The 18,717-nt window shown below is 60.7% G+C and carries 22 protein-coding genes; 15 read left to right on the top strand and 7 right to left on the bottom strand.

Annotated features, from left to right (window positions below; translation table 11 throughout):
• Positions 1-4 precede the first annotated feature (4 nt).
• The 13 genes from urtD to ureG all read left to right on the top strand — a co-directional run bounded on the left by urtD (position 5) and on the right by ureG (position 9,149).
• A complete protein-coding gene (gene urtD, locus AC1D17_RS00915) occupies positions 5-757 on the top strand; it encodes an urea ABC transporter ATP-binding protein UrtD (RefSeq protein ID WP_264222563.1) in 753 nt (250 codons plus the stop codon).
• Between the two features lie 205 nt (positions 758-962).
• Complete coding sequence (gene urtE / locus AC1D17_RS00920) at positions 963-1,658, top strand: urea ABC transporter ATP-binding subunit UrtE (RefSeq protein WP_477563557.1); 696 nt, start codon at positions 963-965, stop codon at positions 1,656-1,658.
• Positions 1,659-1,671: 13 nt separating this feature from the next.
• On the top strand, positions 1,672-2,502 hold the full coding sequence (locus AC1D17_RS00925; RefSeq protein ID WP_477563558.1) for an urease accessory protein UreD: 831 nt from the start codon (positions 1,672-1,674) through the stop codon (positions 2,500-2,502).
• A gap of 26 nt (positions 2,503-2,528) precedes the next feature.
• Positions 2,529-2,831, top strand: coding sequence for an urease subunit gamma (locus AC1D17_RS00930; protein ID WP_264222560.1), 303 nt, complete (start codon positions 2,529-2,531; stop codon positions 2,829-2,831).
• Between the two features lie 11 nt (positions 2,832-2,842).
• Positions 2,843-3,097, top strand: coding sequence for a DUF1272 domain-containing protein (locus AC1D17_RS00935; protein ID WP_264222559.1), 255 nt, complete (start codon positions 2,843-2,845; stop codon positions 3,095-3,097).
• 15 nt (positions 3,098-3,112) lie between these two features.
• Complete coding sequence (locus AC1D17_RS00940) at positions 3,113-3,418, top strand: urease subunit beta (RefSeq protein WP_477563559.1); 306 nt, start codon at positions 3,113-3,115, stop codon at positions 3,416-3,418.
• Between the two features lie 7 nt (positions 3,419-3,425).
• The gene (locus tag AC1D17_RS00945; protein WP_477563560.1) at positions 3,426-4,070 is read left to right on the top strand and encodes a Urease operon accessory protein; all 645 of its coding nucleotides are present in this window, start codon (positions 3,426-3,428) and stop codon (positions 4,068-4,070) included.
• A gap of 5 nt (positions 4,071-4,075) precedes the next feature.
• The gene (gene ureC, locus AC1D17_RS00950; RefSeq protein WP_477563561.1) at positions 4,076-5,785 is read left to right on the top strand and encodes an urease subunit alpha; all 1,710 of its coding nucleotides are present in this window, start codon (positions 4,076-4,078) and stop codon (positions 5,783-5,785) included.
• Between the two features lie 29 nt (positions 5,786-5,814).
• Complete coding sequence (locus AC1D17_RS00955) at positions 5,815-6,495, top strand: TIGR02117 family protein (RefSeq protein ID WP_477563562.1); 681 nt, start codon at positions 5,815-5,817, stop codon at positions 6,493-6,495.
• Between the two features lie 189 nt (positions 6,496-6,684).
• The gene (locus AC1D17_RS00960) at positions 6,685-7,224 is read left to right on the top strand and encodes a redoxin family protein (protein ID WP_477563842.1); all 540 of its coding nucleotides are present in this window, start codon (positions 6,685-6,687) and stop codon (positions 7,222-7,224) included.
• 106 nt (positions 7,225-7,330) lie between these two features.
• Entirely contained in the window at positions 7,331-7,837 is a 507-nt protein-coding gene (gene ureE, locus AC1D17_RS00965) for an urease accessory protein UreE (protein ID WP_477563563.1), read from the top strand.
• Complete coding sequence (locus AC1D17_RS00970; RefSeq protein ID WP_477563843.1) at positions 7,830-8,501, top strand: urease accessory protein UreF; 672 nt, start codon at positions 7,830-7,832, stop codon at positions 8,499-8,501. Before ureE ends, AC1D17_RS00970 begins: the two co-directional genes overlap by 8 nt.
• A gap of 36 nt (positions 8,502-8,537) precedes the next feature.
• On the top strand, positions 8,538-9,149 hold the full coding sequence (ureG, locus tag AC1D17_RS00975; RefSeq protein ID WP_477563564.1) for an urease accessory protein UreG: 612 nt from the start codon (positions 8,538-8,540) through the stop codon (positions 9,147-9,149).
• A 77-nt stretch (positions 9,150-9,226) separates the two neighbouring features.
• Here ureG and AC1D17_RS00980 read toward each other — a convergent pair whose 3' ends face one another.
• Both AC1D17_RS00980 and AC1D17_RS00985 read right to left on the bottom strand, forming a co-directional pair.
• Positions 9,227-12,529, bottom strand: a complete 3,303-nt coding sequence (locus AC1D17_RS00980; protein WP_477563565.1) for an efflux RND transporter permease subunit — start codon at positions 12,527-12,529, stop codon at positions 9,227-9,229.
• A 13-nt stretch (positions 12,530-12,542) separates the two neighbouring features.
• Positions 12,543-13,676 carry an efflux RND transporter periplasmic adaptor subunit gene (locus AC1D17_RS00985; protein ID WP_477563844.1) on the bottom strand — a complete coding sequence of 378 codons (1,134 nt, stop codon included), beginning with the start codon at positions 13,674-13,676 and terminating at the stop codon, positions 12,543-12,545.
• Positions 13,677-13,837: 161 nt separating this feature from the next.
• Between AC1D17_RS00985 and AC1D17_RS00990 the strand changes: the two genes are divergently transcribed.
• Positions 13,838-14,026, top strand: coding sequence for a hypothetical protein (locus tag AC1D17_RS00990; protein WP_477563566.1), 189 nt, complete (start codon positions 13,838-13,840; stop codon positions 14,024-14,026).
• Between the two features lie 159 nt (positions 14,027-14,185).
• Here the strand turns inward: AC1D17_RS00990 and AC1D17_RS00995 are convergent, their stop codons facing one another.
• The 5 genes from AC1D17_RS00995 to AC1D17_RS01015 are packed head-to-tail and all read right to left on the bottom strand — an operon-like array spanning position 14,186 to position 18,150.
• Positions 14,186-15,178: an ABC transporter substrate-binding protein gene (locus tag AC1D17_RS00995; protein ID WP_477563567.1), complete on the bottom strand. Its 993-nt coding sequence runs from the start codon at positions 15,176-15,178 to the stop codon at positions 14,186-14,188.
• Positions 15,179-15,227: 49 nt separating this feature from the next.
• Positions 15,228-16,100, bottom strand: coding sequence for an ABC transporter permease (locus AC1D17_RS01000; RefSeq protein ID WP_477563568.1), 873 nt, complete (start codon positions 16,098-16,100; stop codon positions 15,228-15,230).
• Positions 16,097-16,948, bottom strand: coding sequence for an ABC transporter permease (locus AC1D17_RS01005; protein ID WP_477563845.1), 852 nt, complete (start codon positions 16,946-16,948; stop codon positions 16,097-16,099). Before AC1D17_RS01005 ends, AC1D17_RS01000 begins: the two co-directional genes overlap by 4 nt.
• A gap of 35 nt (positions 16,949-16,983) precedes the next feature.
• On the bottom strand, positions 16,984-17,319 hold the full coding sequence (locus AC1D17_RS01010; RefSeq protein ID WP_477563569.1) for a hypothetical protein: 336 nt from the start codon (positions 17,317-17,319) through the stop codon (positions 16,984-16,986).
• Between the two features lie 39 nt (positions 17,320-17,358).
• Positions 17,359-18,150, bottom strand: coding sequence for an ABC transporter ATP-binding protein (locus AC1D17_RS01015; RefSeq protein ID WP_477563570.1), 792 nt, complete (start codon positions 18,148-18,150; stop codon positions 17,359-17,361).
• A gap of 142 nt (positions 18,151-18,292) precedes the next feature.
• Here AC1D17_RS01015 and AC1D17_RS01020 point away from each other — a divergent pair, with 142 nt between their 5' ends.
• Positions 18,293-18,706 carry a cupin domain-containing protein gene (locus AC1D17_RS01020; protein WP_477563571.1) on the top strand — a complete coding sequence of 138 codons (414 nt, stop codon included), beginning with the start codon at positions 18,293-18,295 and terminating at the stop codon, positions 18,704-18,706.
• Positions 18,707-18,717: the final 11 nt, after the last annotated feature.

Raw genomic sequence — 18,717 nt, forward strand, 5'->3', positions numbered from 1 at the left:
ACCGATGGATGCAAAAACCTCCCGCAGCCTTCTCTATCTCGATGGCGTGTCGGTTTCCTTTGACGGATTCAAGGCGTTGAACGCGCTGTCCTTCGTGGTCGAGCCCGGCGAACTGCGGGCCATCATCGGTCCGAACGGTGCCGGAAAGACGACGATGATGGACATCATCACCGGCAAGACGCGGCCGGACAGCGGTCAGGTCTTCTTCAACGGCGATATCGACCTCACAAAGAAGGACGAGGCCGACATCGCCCAGCTCGGCATCGGCCGCAAATTCCAGAAACCGACGGTGTTCGAAAGCCATACCGTCTGGGACAATATCGAGCTGGCGCTCAACCGGAAGCGCGGCGTGTTTTCGACATTGTTTTACCGGCTGACCCCGGCCGACAAGGCGCGCATCGAGGAAATCCTCGAAACGGTGCGCATGACCGCGCGCAAGGACGATCTCGCCGCCAATCTTTCGCATGGTCAGAAGCAATGGCTGGAGATCGGCATGCTTCTGGCGCAGGAGCCGAAACTGCTTCTGGTCGATGAGCCGGTTGCCGGCATGACGGATGCTGAAACGGCGGAGACCGCCATCCTGCTCAAGGAAATCGCCAAGACCCGCTCGGTTGTCGTCGTCGAGCATGACATGGGGTTCATCCGCGATCTCGGCGTCAAGGTGACGTGCCTGGCCGAAGGCTCCGTGCTGGCCGAAGGCTCGATCGATTTCGTCAGCAACGATCCGAAAGTGATCGAGAACTATTTGGGACGGTGAAGATGCGATCGGTTTTCCTGTCTTTGAGCGCAATGCCTGCGGCTTCACCCCCCTCTGTCGCTTTGCGACATCTCCCCCTTAAGGGGGGAGATCGTCCTTTTTCCCTGTTTGCTCGAAGACCCGTGGTGATCTCCCCCCTTGAGGGGGAGATGTCGGTGTCGCCGACCAAGGGGGGTGAATTCGCTCCGAATACGATAGGTGTGCTATGCTGACGGTCGATAACATCAATCTGCACTATGGCGCGGCACAAGCGCTTCGTGGCGTTTCCATCACCGCTCCCATGGGCAAGATCACCTGTGTGCTCGGCCGCAACGGCGTCGGCAAGACCAGCCTGCTGAGGGCGATCACCGGTCAGCATGGGCCGAGCGCCGGAACCATCACCTTCAACGACACGGTGCTGAACGGCATGGCGCCCTATAACCGCGCCAAGCACGGTATCGGCTTCGTGCCGCAGGGGCGGGAAGTCTTTCCGTTGCTGACGGTCAAGGAAAATCTGGAATCGGGTTATGCGCCTGTCGCGCGCAAGGACCGCTTCATTCCGGAGGATATCTTCAACCTATTCCCGATTCTGCGCACCATGCTCGGGCGGCGCGGCGGTGATCTGTCGGGTGGGCAGCAGCAGCAGCTGGCGATCGGCAGGGCGCTGGTGACGCGACCGAAAATCCTCGTACTTGATGAGCCGACCGAGGGCATCCAGCCGTCTATCATTAAGGATATCGGCCGGGCGATCCAGTATCTGCGCGATTCCACGGGGATGGCAATTCTGCTTGTGGAACAATACCTTGACTTCTGCCGCGAGCTTGCAGATCACGTCTATATCATGGACCGGGGCGAGATCGTGCATGAAGGCCCGGCCGAGACGCTGGATACGCCGGAAGCGCGCCGCCACCTCACTGTTTAACGTTGGATTTTTGATGGCTGAGGCAGCGGCAATCGCTCCGCAAAGGGCGTGGGGCAAGGGACGGCTGGTGGCAAAGCCGTTTGCCGGGCGCACGCGGCTTGCCGAATTCTACCAGGAAGGCTGCGCCAAGATCAGGCTTCCAGACACGTTCGATGTGACGATGGAAGCCGTGCTGATCAACAGTTCCGGCGGTCTGACGGGAGGTGACCACATGGAATGGTCGTTTTCCGCCGGCGAAGGCACGCATCTCACCTTGACCACGCAGGCCTGCGAGAAAATCTACAAGGCGAGCGCCGGAACGGCGGATGTGACGACGCAGATTTCGGTCGGTACGTGCGCTGCGGTGCATTGGCTGCCGCAAGAAACCATTCTGTTCGACCGGGCTTCGCTGTCGCGCAGGCTTGAGGTGGACATCGCCGGGGGAGCGGAATTTCTGGCCGTCGAAGCCGTGCTCTTGGGTCGCAAGGCGATGGGCGAAGCAATGCGGGAAGGGTTGTTTCAGGATTGCTGGCGCATCCGCAAGAACGGCGTGCTCCTGCATGCGGAAAACCTGCGGCTCTCCGGGGATATCGCAGCGATGACCGATGAGACAGCTGTGCTCGGCGGGCAGGTGGCCTTTGCGACGCTTCTCTACACCGGCGCCGATTGCGAGCTGCAGGTCGAGAAACTGCGCGGCCTGATCGGCGGCGCTCGTGGCGGGGTGAGTTCTTACCGGGTGGCGGGCGAGGACAAGCTGATTGCCCGCGTCGTTGCCCCCGATGGTTTCGCTTTGAGAAAAATCCTCCTCCCGGTTATTTCGCACTTGCGCAAGGGCGCCTCTGTGCCAAAAGTCTGGAACCTGTAATCGACCCGCAATCCTGGTGACCACGTATGAATCTGACACCCCGTGAAAAAGACAAATTGCTGATCTCGATGGCGGCGATGGTTGCCCGAAGGCGGCTGGAGCGCGGGGTGAAGCTCAATCACCCCGAAGCGATCGCGCTGATCACCGACTATGTCGTCGAAGGTGCCCGCGACGGCCGCTCGGTGCCCGACCTGATGGAGGCGGGCGCCCATGTCGTCACCCGGGCCCAGGTCATGGAAGGCATCCCCGAAATGATCCACGATATCCAGATCGAGGCGACCTTTCCGGACGGTACCAAGCTCGTGACGGTCCACGAACCCATTCGCTGAAGGAGCCCACCATGCTGCAACTGAGACCCAATTGCGAATGCTGCGACAAGGACCTGCCACCCGGCAGCCGTGAAGCGATGATCTGCAGCTTCGAATGCACCTTCTGCACACAATGCGTTTCCGAGGTTCTGGACGGACAATGCCCGAACTGCGGCGGTGAACTCGTCCGCCGTCCGGTTCGCCCGGCTGCCAAGCTGGGTAAGTTTCCGGCGTCCACCGAACGGGTTTTGAAAGCCGAGGGCTGTGCGCCGATCAAGGCTGCGTAAACAGGAGAGACAATCATGATCCCCGGTGAAATCATTGCGGCAAGCGGCGATATCGAGCTGAATGCCGGGCTGGAAACCGTTTCGCTCGACGTCTCCAATTCCGGCGACCGGCCGGTACAGGTCGGCAGCCACTATCACTTTGCCGAAACCAATGCCGCCCTGTTGTTCGACCGCGCGGTGGCCCATGGCCGGCGCCTTGATATCCCGGCTGGAACCGCCGTCCGTTTCGAGCCGGGGCAGACCCGCAGCGTCACGCTCATTCCGTTTGCCGGCAAGCGTGAGGTTTATGGTTTCCGGCAGAAGGTCATGGGAAAGCTATGAGGTGCCCGTGACGTCAGGCCGGACCATCATGATCGTCGGAAACGGGCCGGTGCCGGACGCTGCTGCGGCGGTCATCGACGCGGCCGATCTGGTGATCCGCTTCAACGACTGCCGCGGCGCGGGTGGAGGCAAGACGGATATTGTCGCCGTCTGCAATACCGGGCGCCCGGCGCTGGCGATGCTGGGCGGCGGCCGGTGGAAGACGAGTGCGGCAGTGCGGCAGGCAAGTGCGATCTGGTGCGTCCGGGCAGCCGAAAAATTTGAGATGCTGCGGCCCGAAATCGAGCGGCGCCACCCTGATCTTGACGATCTCTGCGACGATTATACCGATGGCTTTCGCGCTTTCGCCAAGGCGACGGGTCGAGGTTTCCATGTCGTCCCGCCATCGACGCATGAAGAGGTCGATGCAGGGTTGAAGCGCTTCGATCCCGGCGAATACGTCGTGCCGAGCAGCGGCCTGATCGTCATCGCCGAGGTGCTTGCCCATTGGCGCCAGCCGGGCGACCGCGTCGTGCTTGCCGGTTTCGGCCACGCCGGCTGGGAGTGGCACCCGTTCGCCGCCGAGCGGCGTTATGTCGATGACCTGATTTCCAAGGGGCGGCTCTTCCGCCTCGACCAGACTACTTTATCCGCCTTTGCTCAGGGAGCCTGATAGCCATGTCCTACAAAATGTCGCGCGCGGCCTATGCCAGCATGTTTGGCCCCACCACCGGCGACAAGGTCCGGCTGGCCGATACCGAGCTTTTCATCGAGGTGGAAAAGGATTTTACCACCTATGGCGACGAGGTGAAGTTCGGCGGCGGCAAGGTGATCCGTGACGGCATGGGCCAAAGCCAGGCGACGCGCGCTCAAGGGGCGGTCGATACGGTCATCACCAATGCGCTGATCGTCGATCATACGGGCATCGTCAAGGCTGATATCGGTCTGAAGAACGGCCGTATCACAGCGATCGGCAAGGCCGGCAATCCGGATACCCAGCCGGGCGTGACCATCATCGTCGGCCCCTCCACGGAGGTGATCGCTGGCGAGGGCAAGATCGTCACGGCGGGCGGCATGGATGCGCATATCCATTTCATCTGCCCGCAGCAGATCGAGGAAGCGCTGATGTCGGGGATCACCACCATGCTCGGCGGTGGTTCCGGCCCGGCGCATGGGACGCTGGCGACCACCTGCACCGGCGCCTGGCATATCGAACGGATGATCGAGAGTTTTGACGGTTTCCCGATGAACCTCGCGCTGGCCGGCAAGGGCAATGCCTCGCTTGCGGCGCCGCTTGAGGAAATGATCCTTGCCGGCGCTTCCAGCCTGAAGCTGCACGAGGACTGGGGCACTACGCCGGCCGCCATCGACAATTGCCTGACGGTTGCCGATGCCTATGACGTGCAGGTCATGATCCATACCGATACTTTGAACGAAAGCGGTTTTGTCGAGGATACCATCGACGCCATCGGGGGGCGCACGATCCACGCCTTTCATACCGAAGGTGCGGGCGGCGGCCATGCGCCTGATATCATCGAGATCTGTGGCCATTCGAACGTCATTCCATCGTCGACGAATCCGACCCGGCCCTACACGATCAACACGCTGGCCGAGCATCTCGACATGCTGATGGTCTGCCACCACCTGTCGCCGTCCATCCCGGAAGATATCGCCTTTGCCGAAAGCCGTATCCGCAAGGAGACGATCGCTGCCGAAGACATCCTGCACGATATCGGCGCCTTCTCGATCATTTCCTCCGACAGCCAGGCGATGGGCCGCGTCGGTGAGGTGGCGATCCGCACCTGGCAGACCGCCGACAAGATGAAGCGGCAGCGCGGCCGGCTGGCACAGGAGACCGGCGACAACGATAATTTCCGCGTCCGGCGCTATATCGCAAAATACACCATCAATCCCGCCATCGCGCAGGGGCTTTCGCATGAAATCGGCTCGATCGAAGTCGGCAAGCGCGCCGATCTGGTGATCTGGAATCCGGCCTTCTTCGGGGTGAAGCCCGATATGGTGATCCTCGGCGGCATGATCGCGGCCGCCCCGATGGGCGATCCCAATGCCTCCATCCCGACGCCGCAGCCGGTACATTACCGGCCGATGTTCGGCGCCTTTGGCAAGGCAAGGACGAATTCCTCCGTCACCTTCGTGTCGCAGGCCTCGCTGGATGGCGGGTTGCAAGCGCGTCTCGGCGTGGCCAAGCAGCTGATCGCGGTAAAGAACACCCGCGGCGGCATCAGCAAGGCCTCAATGATCCATAACAGCCTGACGCCGCATATCGAGGTCGACCCGGAAACCTATGAAGTGCGGGCCGATGGCGAGCTTCTGACCTGCGAACCCGCAACAGTGCTGCCGATGGCGCAGCGCTATTTCATGTTTTAGGATTTGCCGGACGTGAAAGAACCTCGCTGATGTTCTGGAAACGGCCCTTGCGCTGGCTGGCTGCCGTCGTTTTCGCGGCGGTCCTGGCTGTTGTTACCGGGACGTTCGTGCCGCGTCCTTTGTGGCCCGCGGCGAAAGCCGCTACAGTCACCGGGGAAAAGCATCGCATCCTCGTTCTGTCAAACCCCATCCACACCGATATTGCCATTCCCATCGATGCCGAAACGCTGGCCCGATTTCCGTTTCTCGGTGAAAGTGGCATGCCGGTTGCGCATCCGAATGCGCGCTGGCTCGTCTTCGGCTGGGGCGGGCGGGCGTTCTACATCGAAACCCCGACATGGTCGGAGCTGAAGCCGGTGCCGCTGTTCAAGGGGGTGACGATGGACCGTTCCGTCATCCACGCCGATGTGGCAGGCGAGATCGTCGATCCTTCGGACCGGGTCACGCGGTTTGAGATCGGCACGGAAGAGTATCAGCGGCTGCTTTCGTTCATCGAGGCGAGCTTTACGCCGATGGACGGGCGGATCGAGGCGATACCGGACACGGCCTATGGGCCAAATGACCGCTTTTTCGAGGCCAATGGCTGGTTCAGCGCTGTCGTCGGCTGCAATACCTGGACGGCCAAGGCGCTTCGGGAGGCGGGTTTACGGACAGGCTGGTGGAATCCCTTGCCGGTTTCGCTCTCGGCATCGTTGGCCGTATATAACTGAAATCCTTGAACATAGGCAGGCCGTGAAAGGCATGCGCAGGGCGCAGGTCAGCCATGCAGACGGCCTTTTTCGCGCCCTTTGTGCTGCATCGCAGCAGGAGTTGCTGTAGAAAAACAGCTCACCTCCTGCGCCGGGCTCCTCCCAAGACTGCCGCGCAGGGTGTTCGTCTTTCAAGGAGTAATCATCATGATCATTGGCAGAAAAGTGCCATCCGTTATGTTCCGCACGCGCGTTCGGGACGAAGCCGTTGGCGGCGCCAATCCGTTCCGCTGGCAGGATGTCTCGTCCGCCGATTATTTCGCAGGCAAACGCGTCATCCTGTTCTCGCTGCCGGGCGCTTTCACGCCGACCTGCTCGACCTTCCAGCTTCCCGACTTCGAAAAGCTGGCTGCCGATTTCCGCGCAGAAGGCATCGACGACATCTATTGCATCTCCGTCAACGACGCCTTCGTGATGAATGCCTGGGGCAAGTCGCAGAACCTTGAAAACGTCAAGCTGATCCCGGATGGTTCGGGCGAGTTCACCCGCAAGATGGGCATGCTCGTTTCCAAGGACAATCTCGGTTTCGGCATGCGCTCGTGGCGTTATGCCGCCGTCATCAACGACGGTGTCGTCGAGCAGTGGTTCGAGGAAGAAGGCTATCGCGACAATGCCGACAGCGATCCCTATGGCGTGTCGTCGCCGCAGAACATCCTTGGTGCGCTGCAGTCGGAAAAGATCGCGGCCTGAGCCGGAACACCTGTGATTTCCGTGAAATCCGGTGCCGGGCCTGTTTGGTCTGGCGCCGGATTTTTTTGTTGCTACTGTGCCATGAATGAACTTGAAGGTTTTCCGAATGCCTTATCGCTCGACCCAGATCCTGTCGCCCGGCCCGGCGGATAAGTCCGCCCTACACACGATCGCGCTCTCCCATGACCAGCGGCATCTGCGCCGCAAGCTTTTGCATCTCGACAATGACGACGTGGTGATGCTCGATCTCAGGCAAGCCGTCATGCTCGCCGACGGCGATCTTCTGGTGCTCGACACCGGCGACTACGTGCGCATCGCCGCCATCGAGGAGCCGCTCTACGATATCCGCGCCCGCGATCCGCTCCACCTGATCGAGCTCGCATGGCATCTCGGCAATCGGCACCTCGCCGCCGAAATCCGGCTGGACCGGATATTGATCCTGCGCGATCCGGTGATCCGGGCCATGCTTCAAGGATTGGGCGCCACGCTCAGCGAGGTGACGGAACCGTTCCAGCCGATGCGCGGCGCCTATCATGGTTCCGGCGGGCATTCGCACGGACACTCGCATGGACACGCCCACGGACATGGCGACCACCAGCACGCCCATGACTGATCGTACCGATACGCAAGCGCTGCTGCGGCTGGTGACATGGTTGTCGCCGGCGTTTCCGGTCGGGGCATTTTCCTATTCCGGCGGGCTTGAGCAGGCGGTGCACGACTGCCTGGTGACCGGCGCCTCCGGGCTTGCCCAATGGTTGCGCGCCCTGATCGAGCACGGGTCGAGCTGGAATGACGCCGTGCTTCTCGCTGAGAGCTATCGTGCCTGTGGCGACACCTTGAGGCTTGAAGCTGTGCACCAGCTGGCGCAAGCGCTCGCCGGGTCGCGCGAGCGCCACATGGAAACGATGCTGCAGGGAGAAGCCTTCCTGACGGCCGCTGCCCATTGGCCGCATCCGGCACTGGAAACGCTGACCGGTGCCGTTGCCTATCCGGTTGCTGTCGGTGCTGTTGCCGGCGCACATCGCACCGGGCTGGAGCCTGCTTTAGCGGCCTACCTGCATTCGACCGCGTCCAACCTCGTCTCCGTGGCGATCCGTTGCGGCGTCACAGGACAGACGCATGGCCTCGGGGTGCTGGCCGAACTGGAACCGGTGATCGCAGAGACGGCGGCCAAGGCTTCGGCAAGTACGCTCGACGATCTTGGCTCGGCAACAATCACGGCCGATATCGCGGCGCTTTGCCATGAGACACTGCATTCGCGGCTCTTTCGTTCCTGATGGTTTGTGAGCGCGTTTTTTGAAAGGAATGTTGCGATGAAATCTTCCAATGGACCGCTTCGCGTCGGCATCGGTGGTCCGGTCGGCTCTGGCAAGACGGCGCTGACCGACAAGCTCTGCAAGGCAATGCGGGAGACCTATTCGGTCGCCGTCGTCACCAACGATATCTACACCAAGGAAGATGCCGAGGCGCTGGTGCGGATGCAGGCGCTGCCGTCGGACCGGATCGTCGGCGTCGAGACCGGTGGTTGCCCGCACACGGCGATCCGTGAAGACGCGACGATCAACCTGCAGGCCATCGCCGATCTCAACCGTCGCATTCCGGACCTTGACGTCATCTTCATCGAATCCGGCGGCGACAATCTGGCGGCGACCTTTTCGCCAGACCTTGCCGATATCACCATCTATGTGATCTCCGTCTGCCAGGGCGAGGAAATCCCGCGCAAGGGCGGGCCGGCGATCACACGCTCGGATCTTCTGGTCATCAACAAGAAGGACCTGGCGCCCTATGTCGGCGCCGATCTCGACGTCATGGAGCGTGATGCCAACCGGATGCGCGCCGAGCGGCCGTTCGTGTTTTCCGACATGAAACGTGGCGACGGCATCGAGACGATCGTCGATTTCCTGAGGACCGAAGGCGGGCTGTAAAAGTCGCGATACGACCAACGCAAAAGCCCGGCCGCATCATCGATGCGGCCGGGCTTTTTCATGGGATTGCCGCAGAACTACTCGGCCGCGAGCGCCGGGTGGTTGATGACGTTGCCGCCGCGTTTGGGACCTTCCAGCTTGTCGAGCCGCTTTTGCAACTCGTCGATCGTCTTGCTCTGATCGGTCACGATGTCGGTCAGTGCGGCGTTTTCCAGCACTTCCGTCTCGTGATCCTTGCGGCCGACGAAGCGGCCGAAGATCTTGCCGAGCAGGCGCGACAGGTCATCCATGATCAGGAAGAACGACGGGACGACGACGAGCGAGATGACCGTCGAGACGATAATGCCGCCGATTACCGCAATGGCCATCGGTGCGCGGAACGAACCGCCTTCGCCGACGCCGAGCGCCGAGGGCAACATGCCCGCCGACATCGCGATCGATGTCATGATGATCGGCCGTGCGCGCTTGCGCCCAGCCTCGATCATCGCTTCCGTCCGCTCCATGCCGCGATGCATCATTTCGATTGCGAAATCGACCAGAAGAATGGCGTTCTTCGTCACGATACCCATCAGCATCAGGATGCCGATCAGCACCGGCATCGACATGGCGTTCTGCGTCAGGATCAGGCCGATCGCCACGCCACCGATGGCAAGCGGCAGCGAGAACAGGATGGTGAACGGCTGGATGACATTCTTGAACAGAAGGATGAGCACCACCAGCACCAGCATCAGGCCGAGCAGCATGGCGTTGCCAAACCCCTGTTGCATTTCCGCCTGAACTTCCGCGTCGCCGCTTTCGAGGAACTCGACGCCCGGCGGCAGCTTGGTTTCCTTGGCAATCTCCTTGAAACGATCCGATGCCGTATTGAGGGCGACGCCGATCGGCAGGTCTGCGCCCATGGTGACGACGCGGCTGCGGTCATAGCGCTTGATCGAGCTCGGGCCTTCCGAATAGTTGATATCGGCAACCGTCGAAATCGGCACCAGCGCACCGGCCGCCGTCTGAACTTTCAGATTGCGGATGGCGGCGAGATCGGTGCGGAAATTCGTGTTCACCTGGACGCGGATCGGGATCTGCCGGTCATCGAGCGAAATCTTCGTCAGGGCCGCATCGATATCGCCGATCGTGGCGACGCGAACGACGTCGGCGATCTGTGCGGTCATGATGCCGAGGCGCGACATCTGGTCGGCGCGCGGGCGGATCTGCAGTTCAGGCCGCGGTAGGGCGCCGTCGGGGCTGACATTGGCGAGAAGAGGCTCGTTGCGCAGATTGGCTTCCAGCATGCCGACGGCTTTGTTGAGGGCGGCGTCGCTCTTCGACAGGAGATTGAACGCCAGGTCCCGTTCGCCGCGGTCGTTCAGCTTCAAAATCCGGACGTCCGGAATGGAGCGAACTGCCGCATAAACCTGCTTTTCGATTTCGGCCTGGGGAACGATACGTCCAGATGGCGGCAGCTTCGGCAGATATGCGCCGATCACCGGCATCCGGCCGAAAACGTCGTTGACCACCTTGTTGAGGAGCGAATGGTCAAGCTTGGCCAGCATGACGGTGATCGTCGCGCGGCGCAGCTCAAGATCGCCCTTCGGCGAGGCGCCGCCAAGGACGAAGATTCCTTCGACGCCGTTCAGGTCCTTGATACGGCCGTAGATTTCTTCGGTCGTCTTGTCGGTGTCGTCCAGTCTTGCATCCGGCGGCAGTTCGACGGACAGAACGATACGGGACGCATCTTCGGTCGGCAGGAAACTGCCTGGAACCGTCATCAAAAGCATGACCGATCCGATGACGAAACCGATGGCGGCGAGCATCGTCGCATAACGCATGTACCAGCGCTTGGTCGTCCTGCTGACCAGCCAGGTATAGCCGCGCATGATGGCGCCGTCGTCATCGTGCTCATGGCCGTCGCCATCGCCCGACTTCATCAGATAGGCAGCCATGAGCGGCGTGATCAGCCGCGCGACCATCAGCGAGAAGAATACCGAGACCGCGACCGTCAGGCCGAACTGGATGAAGTACTGACCGGGAATGCCGGGCATGAAGGACACCGGCACGAACACCGCGATGATCGTGAACGTCGTTGCGATCACGGCAAGACCGATTTCGTCGGCCGCTTCGATTGCCGCCTTGTAGGGCGATTTGCCCATCTTGATATGCCGGGCGATATTCTCGATTTCGACGATGGCGTCATCGACGAGAATACCGGTGGCTAGCGTCAGGGCAAGGAAGCTGACCAGGTTCAGGGAAAAGCCGAGCAGATCCATGATCCAGAAGGTCGGGATTGCCGACAGCGGCAGTGCCAGCGCCGAGATCAGCGTTGCGCGCCAGTTGCGCAGGAATAGCATGACCACGGCAACGGCGAGCAGGGCGCCTTCGAGCAGCGTATGGATCGCCGCCTCGTAGTTGCCGTAGGTGTAGTAGACGGAATCATCGACCAGTTCGATCGACACGTCGGGATTTTTCGCCCTGAGGTCAACAAGCGTCTTTTCAACCGTTTCTGCGACCGAGACCTCGCTCGCTCCCTTGGCGCGGAAGACGGCGAAGGTGACGACCGGCGTGCCGTTGAAACGCGAGAACGACTTTGGCTCCTCGTAGGTATCGGTCACCTTGCCGAGTTCGGAAAGGCGCACGAACCTGCCGTTGGGCATGGCGATCATGGTGTTCGCCAGACCTTCAACCGAGCGAGCATCGCCGAGCGTGCGGATCGCCTGCTCGCTGCCGCCAATCTGTCCGCGGCCGGAACCGAGGTCGGTGTTCATCTTGCGCAGCTGGTTGTTCACGTCGGATGCGGTAATGCCGTAGGAATTCAGGCGCGCGTCGTTGAGTTCGACGCGGACCTCGCGGTCCGCTCCGCCGTAACGGTCGATCCGGCCGATGCCGGACTTGCCCTGAAGCGCGCGCTTGACTGTATCGTCAACGAACCAGGAGATTTCCTCAAGCGTCATGCCCGGAGACGAGACGGCAAAGGTCTGGATCGCCTGTCCTTCGACATCGACCTTGGAGACGATCGGTTCTTCGACCGAGGCGGGCAGGTCGCCGCGGATGCGGTCGATCGCATCCTTGGTGTCCTGAACGGCCTGATTGGTCGGCACGTCCATCATGAACATAACGGCGGTGGTGGAGAGCCCGTCGCTGATGGTCGAAGTGATGTGATCGACACCGGAAATGCCGGCAACGGCATCCTCGATTTCCTTGGTGACCTGCGATTCAAGTTCTGCGGGTGCAGCACCGCTCTGGCTGACGCTGATCGAGACGATCGGAACGTCGATATTGGGGAAGCGCGTGATCGGCAGCGTGTTGAAAGCCGAATATCCGAGATACATCAACAACACGAAGGCGAGGATCGGCGCTATCGGATTGCGAATTGCCCAAGCTGAAAAATTCATACCGCTCTTCCCGTCAATTGGTCGCCGTGGCGGCGGAGGTCACCGGATTGATCTTGTCGCCGTCGCGCACATAGGCGCCGGCCTTGGCAACCACCTTGTCACCGGGCTTCAGACCCGTGGTGATCTCGATGAATTCACCATCCTGAATGCCTGTCGTCACTTTCGTCAGGTGAACAACGCCGTCTTCGACCTTGCGCACGATCGTCTCGCTGTTGCCAACGGTAACAGCTGTCAGCGGCAAGACGATGGCCTGCTTTTCCTCGATGATGATCTGCGCATCGGCATACATCCCGACACGGGCCTTTTCGGGCTCGTTCAGCGAGATGTAGACGGCGCCCAAACGGGTCTGGGCATCGACCATCGGCGAAATCAGCCGGATCCTACCGTCAACCCTGGCCTTGCCGTCGGCGAGCGTGACCACAGCCTTCTGGCCGATGGCGAGCTTGATGAGATCTGCCTCGTTGATATCGGCCCGCATTTCCAGCGCGCCGTTGCGAATGATCGTGAACAGCGGCTCGCCGGTACCGTTGGCAATGGCACCGACCTTGGCGGCCCTTGCCGAAACGATGCCGCTGACCGGAGATTTGACCTCGGTACGGGCAAGGCGCAGGTCCAGATCGGACATCTGGGCTTCGACCACCTTGATATCGGCGTTGGCGACGGCGATGAGCTGTTCGGCCGAATTGAGCCGGGCAAGGGCCGCGGTCGCGGCTGCCTTTTCCTGATCCCGCTGGGCAGTGGAAATAGAACCCGCTTCCGATAGCTTCCTGGAGCGCTCGCTGACCCGCACCGCTTCCTCTGCATTGGCCTGCGCTTCGGCAAGCTGTGCCTGGTACTGCGCAAGCGAAGCATTGGCTTTGGCAAGGCTGGCCGCATACTGGCTCTTTTGCAAGAGCAGCATGTCGTCGTTGAGCACGGCCAGTGTACTGTCGGCCGCGACCCGGTCGCCAACGTCTGCGTTCAGCGTGCGGATCGACAATCCATCGACCAGCGGCGAGACATAGGTCTCTTCCACGGCCTTGATGGCGCCGGTAGCAACGACGCGGTCGATGACCGGTTTGTTTTCCACCTGGGTCACAACGATGGAGGGCAATGTCTGCTCGGTCTTTGGTGCGGCGGCTTCTTGCGCGGATGCGGCGCTGGACATCAAAGTCAGCAGCAGTGCAGTGGAAACTCCAAACGCAAACGTCGTATTACGGGCCATCGGCTCACTTCCTCGAATTCCGGATAAATCAGTTCGCTGACGCCGAAAACCTTGCAGGAAGGGCGTGCCGCTCATGTGCTGGAAGGGAAGGAAACAGCGCGTCAATGGCAATTCTATTGCGCGAAATTTTTCCTCCGCATCCTCCTCAAAATGCCTTCGGGCTCTATTTAGTTAGGGCCGCCCGGCTATGCAAGATCATTGAAAAGAAGAATGGTGCCTCATTATTTTATTTGTTGGGTGCCATCAATGCAACTTCTGTTTTATGTCGTTTTGTTGCCGCGCGTCATTCATGACGCGCAAAGGTCGCTGCAGCACTTTAAATTTGCCGCATAATTTTTCCTTAAATCGATTCCGATTTAAGGAACTGTGCAGGGTGTTTTTTCAACGTTGCAAATGGGAAACGCGCGGGGACAACCCGCGCGTTTCTCTATCAAAGGGTATTGTTCAGTAGTCTACTTGAGAGCCGCGTCGGTGATCTCGTGGGTGAAAGCGCCGACCGGTTCCTTGCTGATAACCGGATCGGAGCCGCCCTTCAGAAGCGAAGAGACAGTACGCTTGTAGTCTGCCTCATCGAGTGCGCCGTTCGAACCCGCCGTCAGCTTGGCGATTTCGCTCATCATGCGCTTCTGGTGTTCTTCCGTCTGGGCCCCGGTGGCGTCGTTTTCAAGAACGATGCCGGCTGCTTCATCCGTGTGCTCCTCGGCATATTTCCAGCCCTTCATCGAGGCGCGGACGAACTTGACCATCTTTTCCTTGAAGGCCGGGTCCTTGAGCTTGTCTTCAAGCGCGTAGAGCCCGTCTTCCAGTGTTGCGACGCCCTGGTCCTCGTACTTGAACGTCACCAGGTCTTCCGGCTTGATGCCGGCATCGATGACCTGCCAATATTCGTTGTAGGTCATGGTGGAGATGCAGGCTGCCTGCTTCTGGATGAGCGGATCGACGTTGAAGCCCTGCTTCAAGACCGTGACGCCATCCGCGCCACCGTCGGTCTTGAGGCCGAGCTGGCTCATCCACGACAGGAAGGGATACTCATTGCCGAAGAACCAGACGCCGAGCGTCTTGCCTTTGAAATCGGCAGGCGAAGCGACGCCGGATTCCTTCAGGCAGGTCAGCATCATGCCGGACTTCTTGAACGGCTGGGCGATGTTGACGAGGGCCACGCCCTTTTCGCGGGTTGCAAGCGCCGAAGGCATCCAGTCGACCACAACATCGGCGCCGCCGCCGGCAATGACCTGCGGAGGCGCGATGTCGGGACCGCCCGGCTTGATTTCGACATCGAGGCCTTCCTCTTCATAGAAGCCCTTGTCCTTGGCAACGTAGTATCCGGCGAACTGGGCCTGCGTGACCCATTTCAGCTGCAGAACCACCTTGTCGGCGGCCATGGCATGGAATGCGGACAGCGAAAAAGCGCTTGCCAGCAGCAATGATGCAAGTCTTGTCTTCATGTCAGTTCCCTCTTTTTTGTTGTACCCGTCCACCACGGACAGGCATTTCTTAAGCCGTTCGCGCGTTTCGCACGGACGGATGCCAGAACGTGACAGCCCGCTCGATGAGCGCCACTATCCCGTAGAAGACGGAGCCAGCCACCGCCGCGACGGCGATCTCGGCCCAAACCATATCGACATTCATGCGCCCCACTTCCGTGGAAATCCGGAATCCCATGCCGACGATCGGGGTGCCGAAGAATTCAGCGACGATGGCACCGATCAGGGCCAAAGTGGAGTTGATCTTGAGCGCATTGAAGATGAAGGGCCATGCCGCCGGAAGACGCAATTTGACGAGCGTCTGGAACCAGCTGGCGGCATAGGTATGCATCAGATCCCGCTCCATCGAACTTGCCGCCGAAAGTCCGGACACCGTGTTCACCAGCATCGGGAAGAAGGTCATGATGACCACGACGGCGACCTTCGACTGCCAGTCGAAACCGAACCACATGACCATGATCGGCGCGACGCCGATGACGGGCAGCGCCGAGACGAAATTACCGAGCGGCAACAGGCCCTTCTGCAGGAAAGGCGAGCGGTCGATGGCGATGGCGACGAGAAATCCGAGGCTGCAGCCGAGCGCATAGCCGATGATGACGGCCTTCAGGAAAGTCTGCTGGAAATCGGCCCACAGCGTCGGCAGGGAGTTGATCAGCCGGGCCCAGATCATCGAGGGCGGTGGCAGGAGCACGGTGGGAACATTGAACCCGCGCACGAGACCTTCCCACAGAACCAGGATGCTGACGCCGAACAACAGGGGCACGGCCAGGCGAACGGCGCTGCTTGCGGACCTGTCCGTAAATTTCTGGCGCACCAGCCATTCATTGGTTGCCCAGGCAGCGAGCCAGAAGGCGATGGCACCGAAGAGCAGACCGTAATTCATGGCTTCATCCCCATGCGCTTGAGGACGGCGGTGTGGGCAAGGCCGACGATAATCACCAGCGTTGCGGCAAGTGCCGCCGCCATGAACAATGCAGACCATATCTGCACCGTCTGGCCGTAATAGGAGCCGGCCAGAAGCCGGGCGCCAAGACCGGACACGGCCCCGGTTGGCAGTTCGCCGACAATGGCGCCGACCAGGGAAATGGCAATCGCAACCTTCAGCGAGGCGAAGAGATAGGGCATGGAGGACGGCCAGCGCAGCTTCCAGAACGTCTGCGCCGGACTGGCGTAATAGGTGTGCATCAGGTCGAGCTGGATCTGCTCGGGACTTCTCAAGCCCTTGACCATCCCGACGACGATCGGAAAGAAGCTGAGATAGGTCGAGATCAGCGCCTTCGGCAGCAGGCCCGATATGCCGATGGCGTTGAGCACAACGATGATCATCGGCGCGATGGCGAGGATGGGGATGGTCTGGCTGGCGATCACCCACGGCATCAGCGAGCGGTCCATCGCCCGGTTGTGGACGATACCGACTGCGAGCAGAATGCCGAGCACGGTGCCGATACCGAAGCCGAGCAGCGTCGCCGACAGCGTGATCCAGGCATGGTAGACGAGGCTGCGCTTGGAGGTGATCGGCTTGTTGAAGGTGGTGTCCCAGATTTCGGCGATCACCTGATGCGGGGCGGGCAGAACCGGCCGTTGCTGGAACATGGTTTTCGGCAGGATTTCGGAGAAGGTCATTTCAGTTCCAGCCCGTGCGGCCGTATCGCGCTCGTAGGGCGCATTGAGAAAGACCACCGCCACATACCAGATGACAAGGACGGCAAGGAGGATGACACCCACCGGCATGATCCTGTCGTTGAAGATGTTCGGTTTTTCCATAGTCAGGCCTTCCCGCCGGCGGGCAGCAGCATCAATCCCATCGACACGATGCCAAGCGCCACCCCGGCCAGTTGTGGCAGGGTCATCCGCTCGCCGAAGACCGCAAAGGCGATGAAATTGACCAGGAGCAGCTGGGCGATTGCCGATGCCGAAATGGCAAGTCCCAGCCCCCCTTCGCGCATCAGCCGCACCATCATCAGGTTGCCGAGGCAATAGAGGCCGAGCGAGAAGATCAGGATCAGGATGTTGTTGCTGGAGACATAAAAGCGCGAGGCGGTCGCGGCGCTGAGGAAAATGGCCATGGAGGCGGCGAGCCAGAGGATGAAGGAGGGGTTCATGATTGGCACCTCGCCGCGCAGCCGCACGGCACGATCGGTCTACTCATCATAGCTATGCCCCGCTCTCAAGCCTTCGCGCACCCGGCTGGCGATTTCCAGAAATTCGGGGCTTTCGCGGATGTCGAGCGGACGCTCCCTCGGCAGCGTGGACTCGATGATATCGGTGACGCGGCCGGGGCGGGGGCTCATGACGACGATCTTGGTCGAGAGATAGACGGCTTCGGGGATCGAGTGAGTGACGAAGCAGATCGTCTTGTTGGTACGGTCCCAGAGTTTCAAGAGCTGTTCGTTCAGGTGATCGCGGACGATTTCATCCAGCGCGCCAAAGGGCTCGTCCATCAGGAGAAGATCGGCATCGAAGGCGAGCGCGCGGGCGATCGAGGCGCGCTGCTGCATGCCGCCCGAAAGCTGCCAGGGGAATTTCTTGCCGAAACCGGTGAGATTGACCAGCTCCAGCGTGCGCTCGATGCGTGCCTTCTGGTCGGCTACGCTGTAGCCCATGATCTCCAGCGGCAGAGCGATGTTCTTTTCGATGGTGCGCCACGGGTAGAGGGCGGCCGCTTGGAAGACATAGCCGTAGGAGCGGTTCTTGCGGGCGTCTTCCGGCGTCGTGCCGTTGACGGTGATCGAGCCGGACGTCGGCTTTTCGAGATCGGCGATGACGCGCAGGAAGGTGGTCTTGCCGCAGCCGGACGGGCCGATAAAGGAGACGAAATCGCCCTTGTCGACGTCGAGATTGACGCCCGTCAGCGCATTGACCGGGCCGTCACTGGTCTCGAAGGTCAGGCCGAGATCGCGGGCCGAAACGACAGATGCTGGTGCTGTTGTCATTGTATCCGGTGCGCTCCGTCCTGAATGCCATTGGCTGGAAGATTGGTGTGACGTCATCCGGCTCTTTGCCTCCGATAGTCGTACTTCATATTTTTCCAATGAGGTATGCTGCGCGCGATATTGTTGCCGAGGAGATGGGAAAATGGTGCAATCATCGACACCGGCCTGCCGGGTCGTGCGCCCCGGGCATACGTATGACGGAAAACAGGGATTCGGCTACTTCGAAGGCATTTCGGCCGAAGCAGTCGGATCGACCGGTATCTGCATGCATCTTTTGACGATCCCGCCGGGTGGCCGGGCCAAGGCGCATAAACACGAGACCCATGAAACGGCGATCTACGTGCTGTCCGGCGAGGCGCATACCTGGTTCGGCGACCGGCTGGAGGAGCACGCGATCGTCAGGGCAGGGGAGATGTTCTACATTCCGGCAGGCGTGCCGCATCTCGCGGCCAATCTGTCGGGCGAGCCCTGTTCGGCGGTGATTGCGCGGACAGATCCGAATGAGCAGGAGAGCGTCGTGCTGTTGCCGGAACTGGAGACTCTCGTGCCATTGTAATGTCGGTGTTG

This window comes from Pararhizobium sp. P1_E7 (assembly GCF_056405855.1).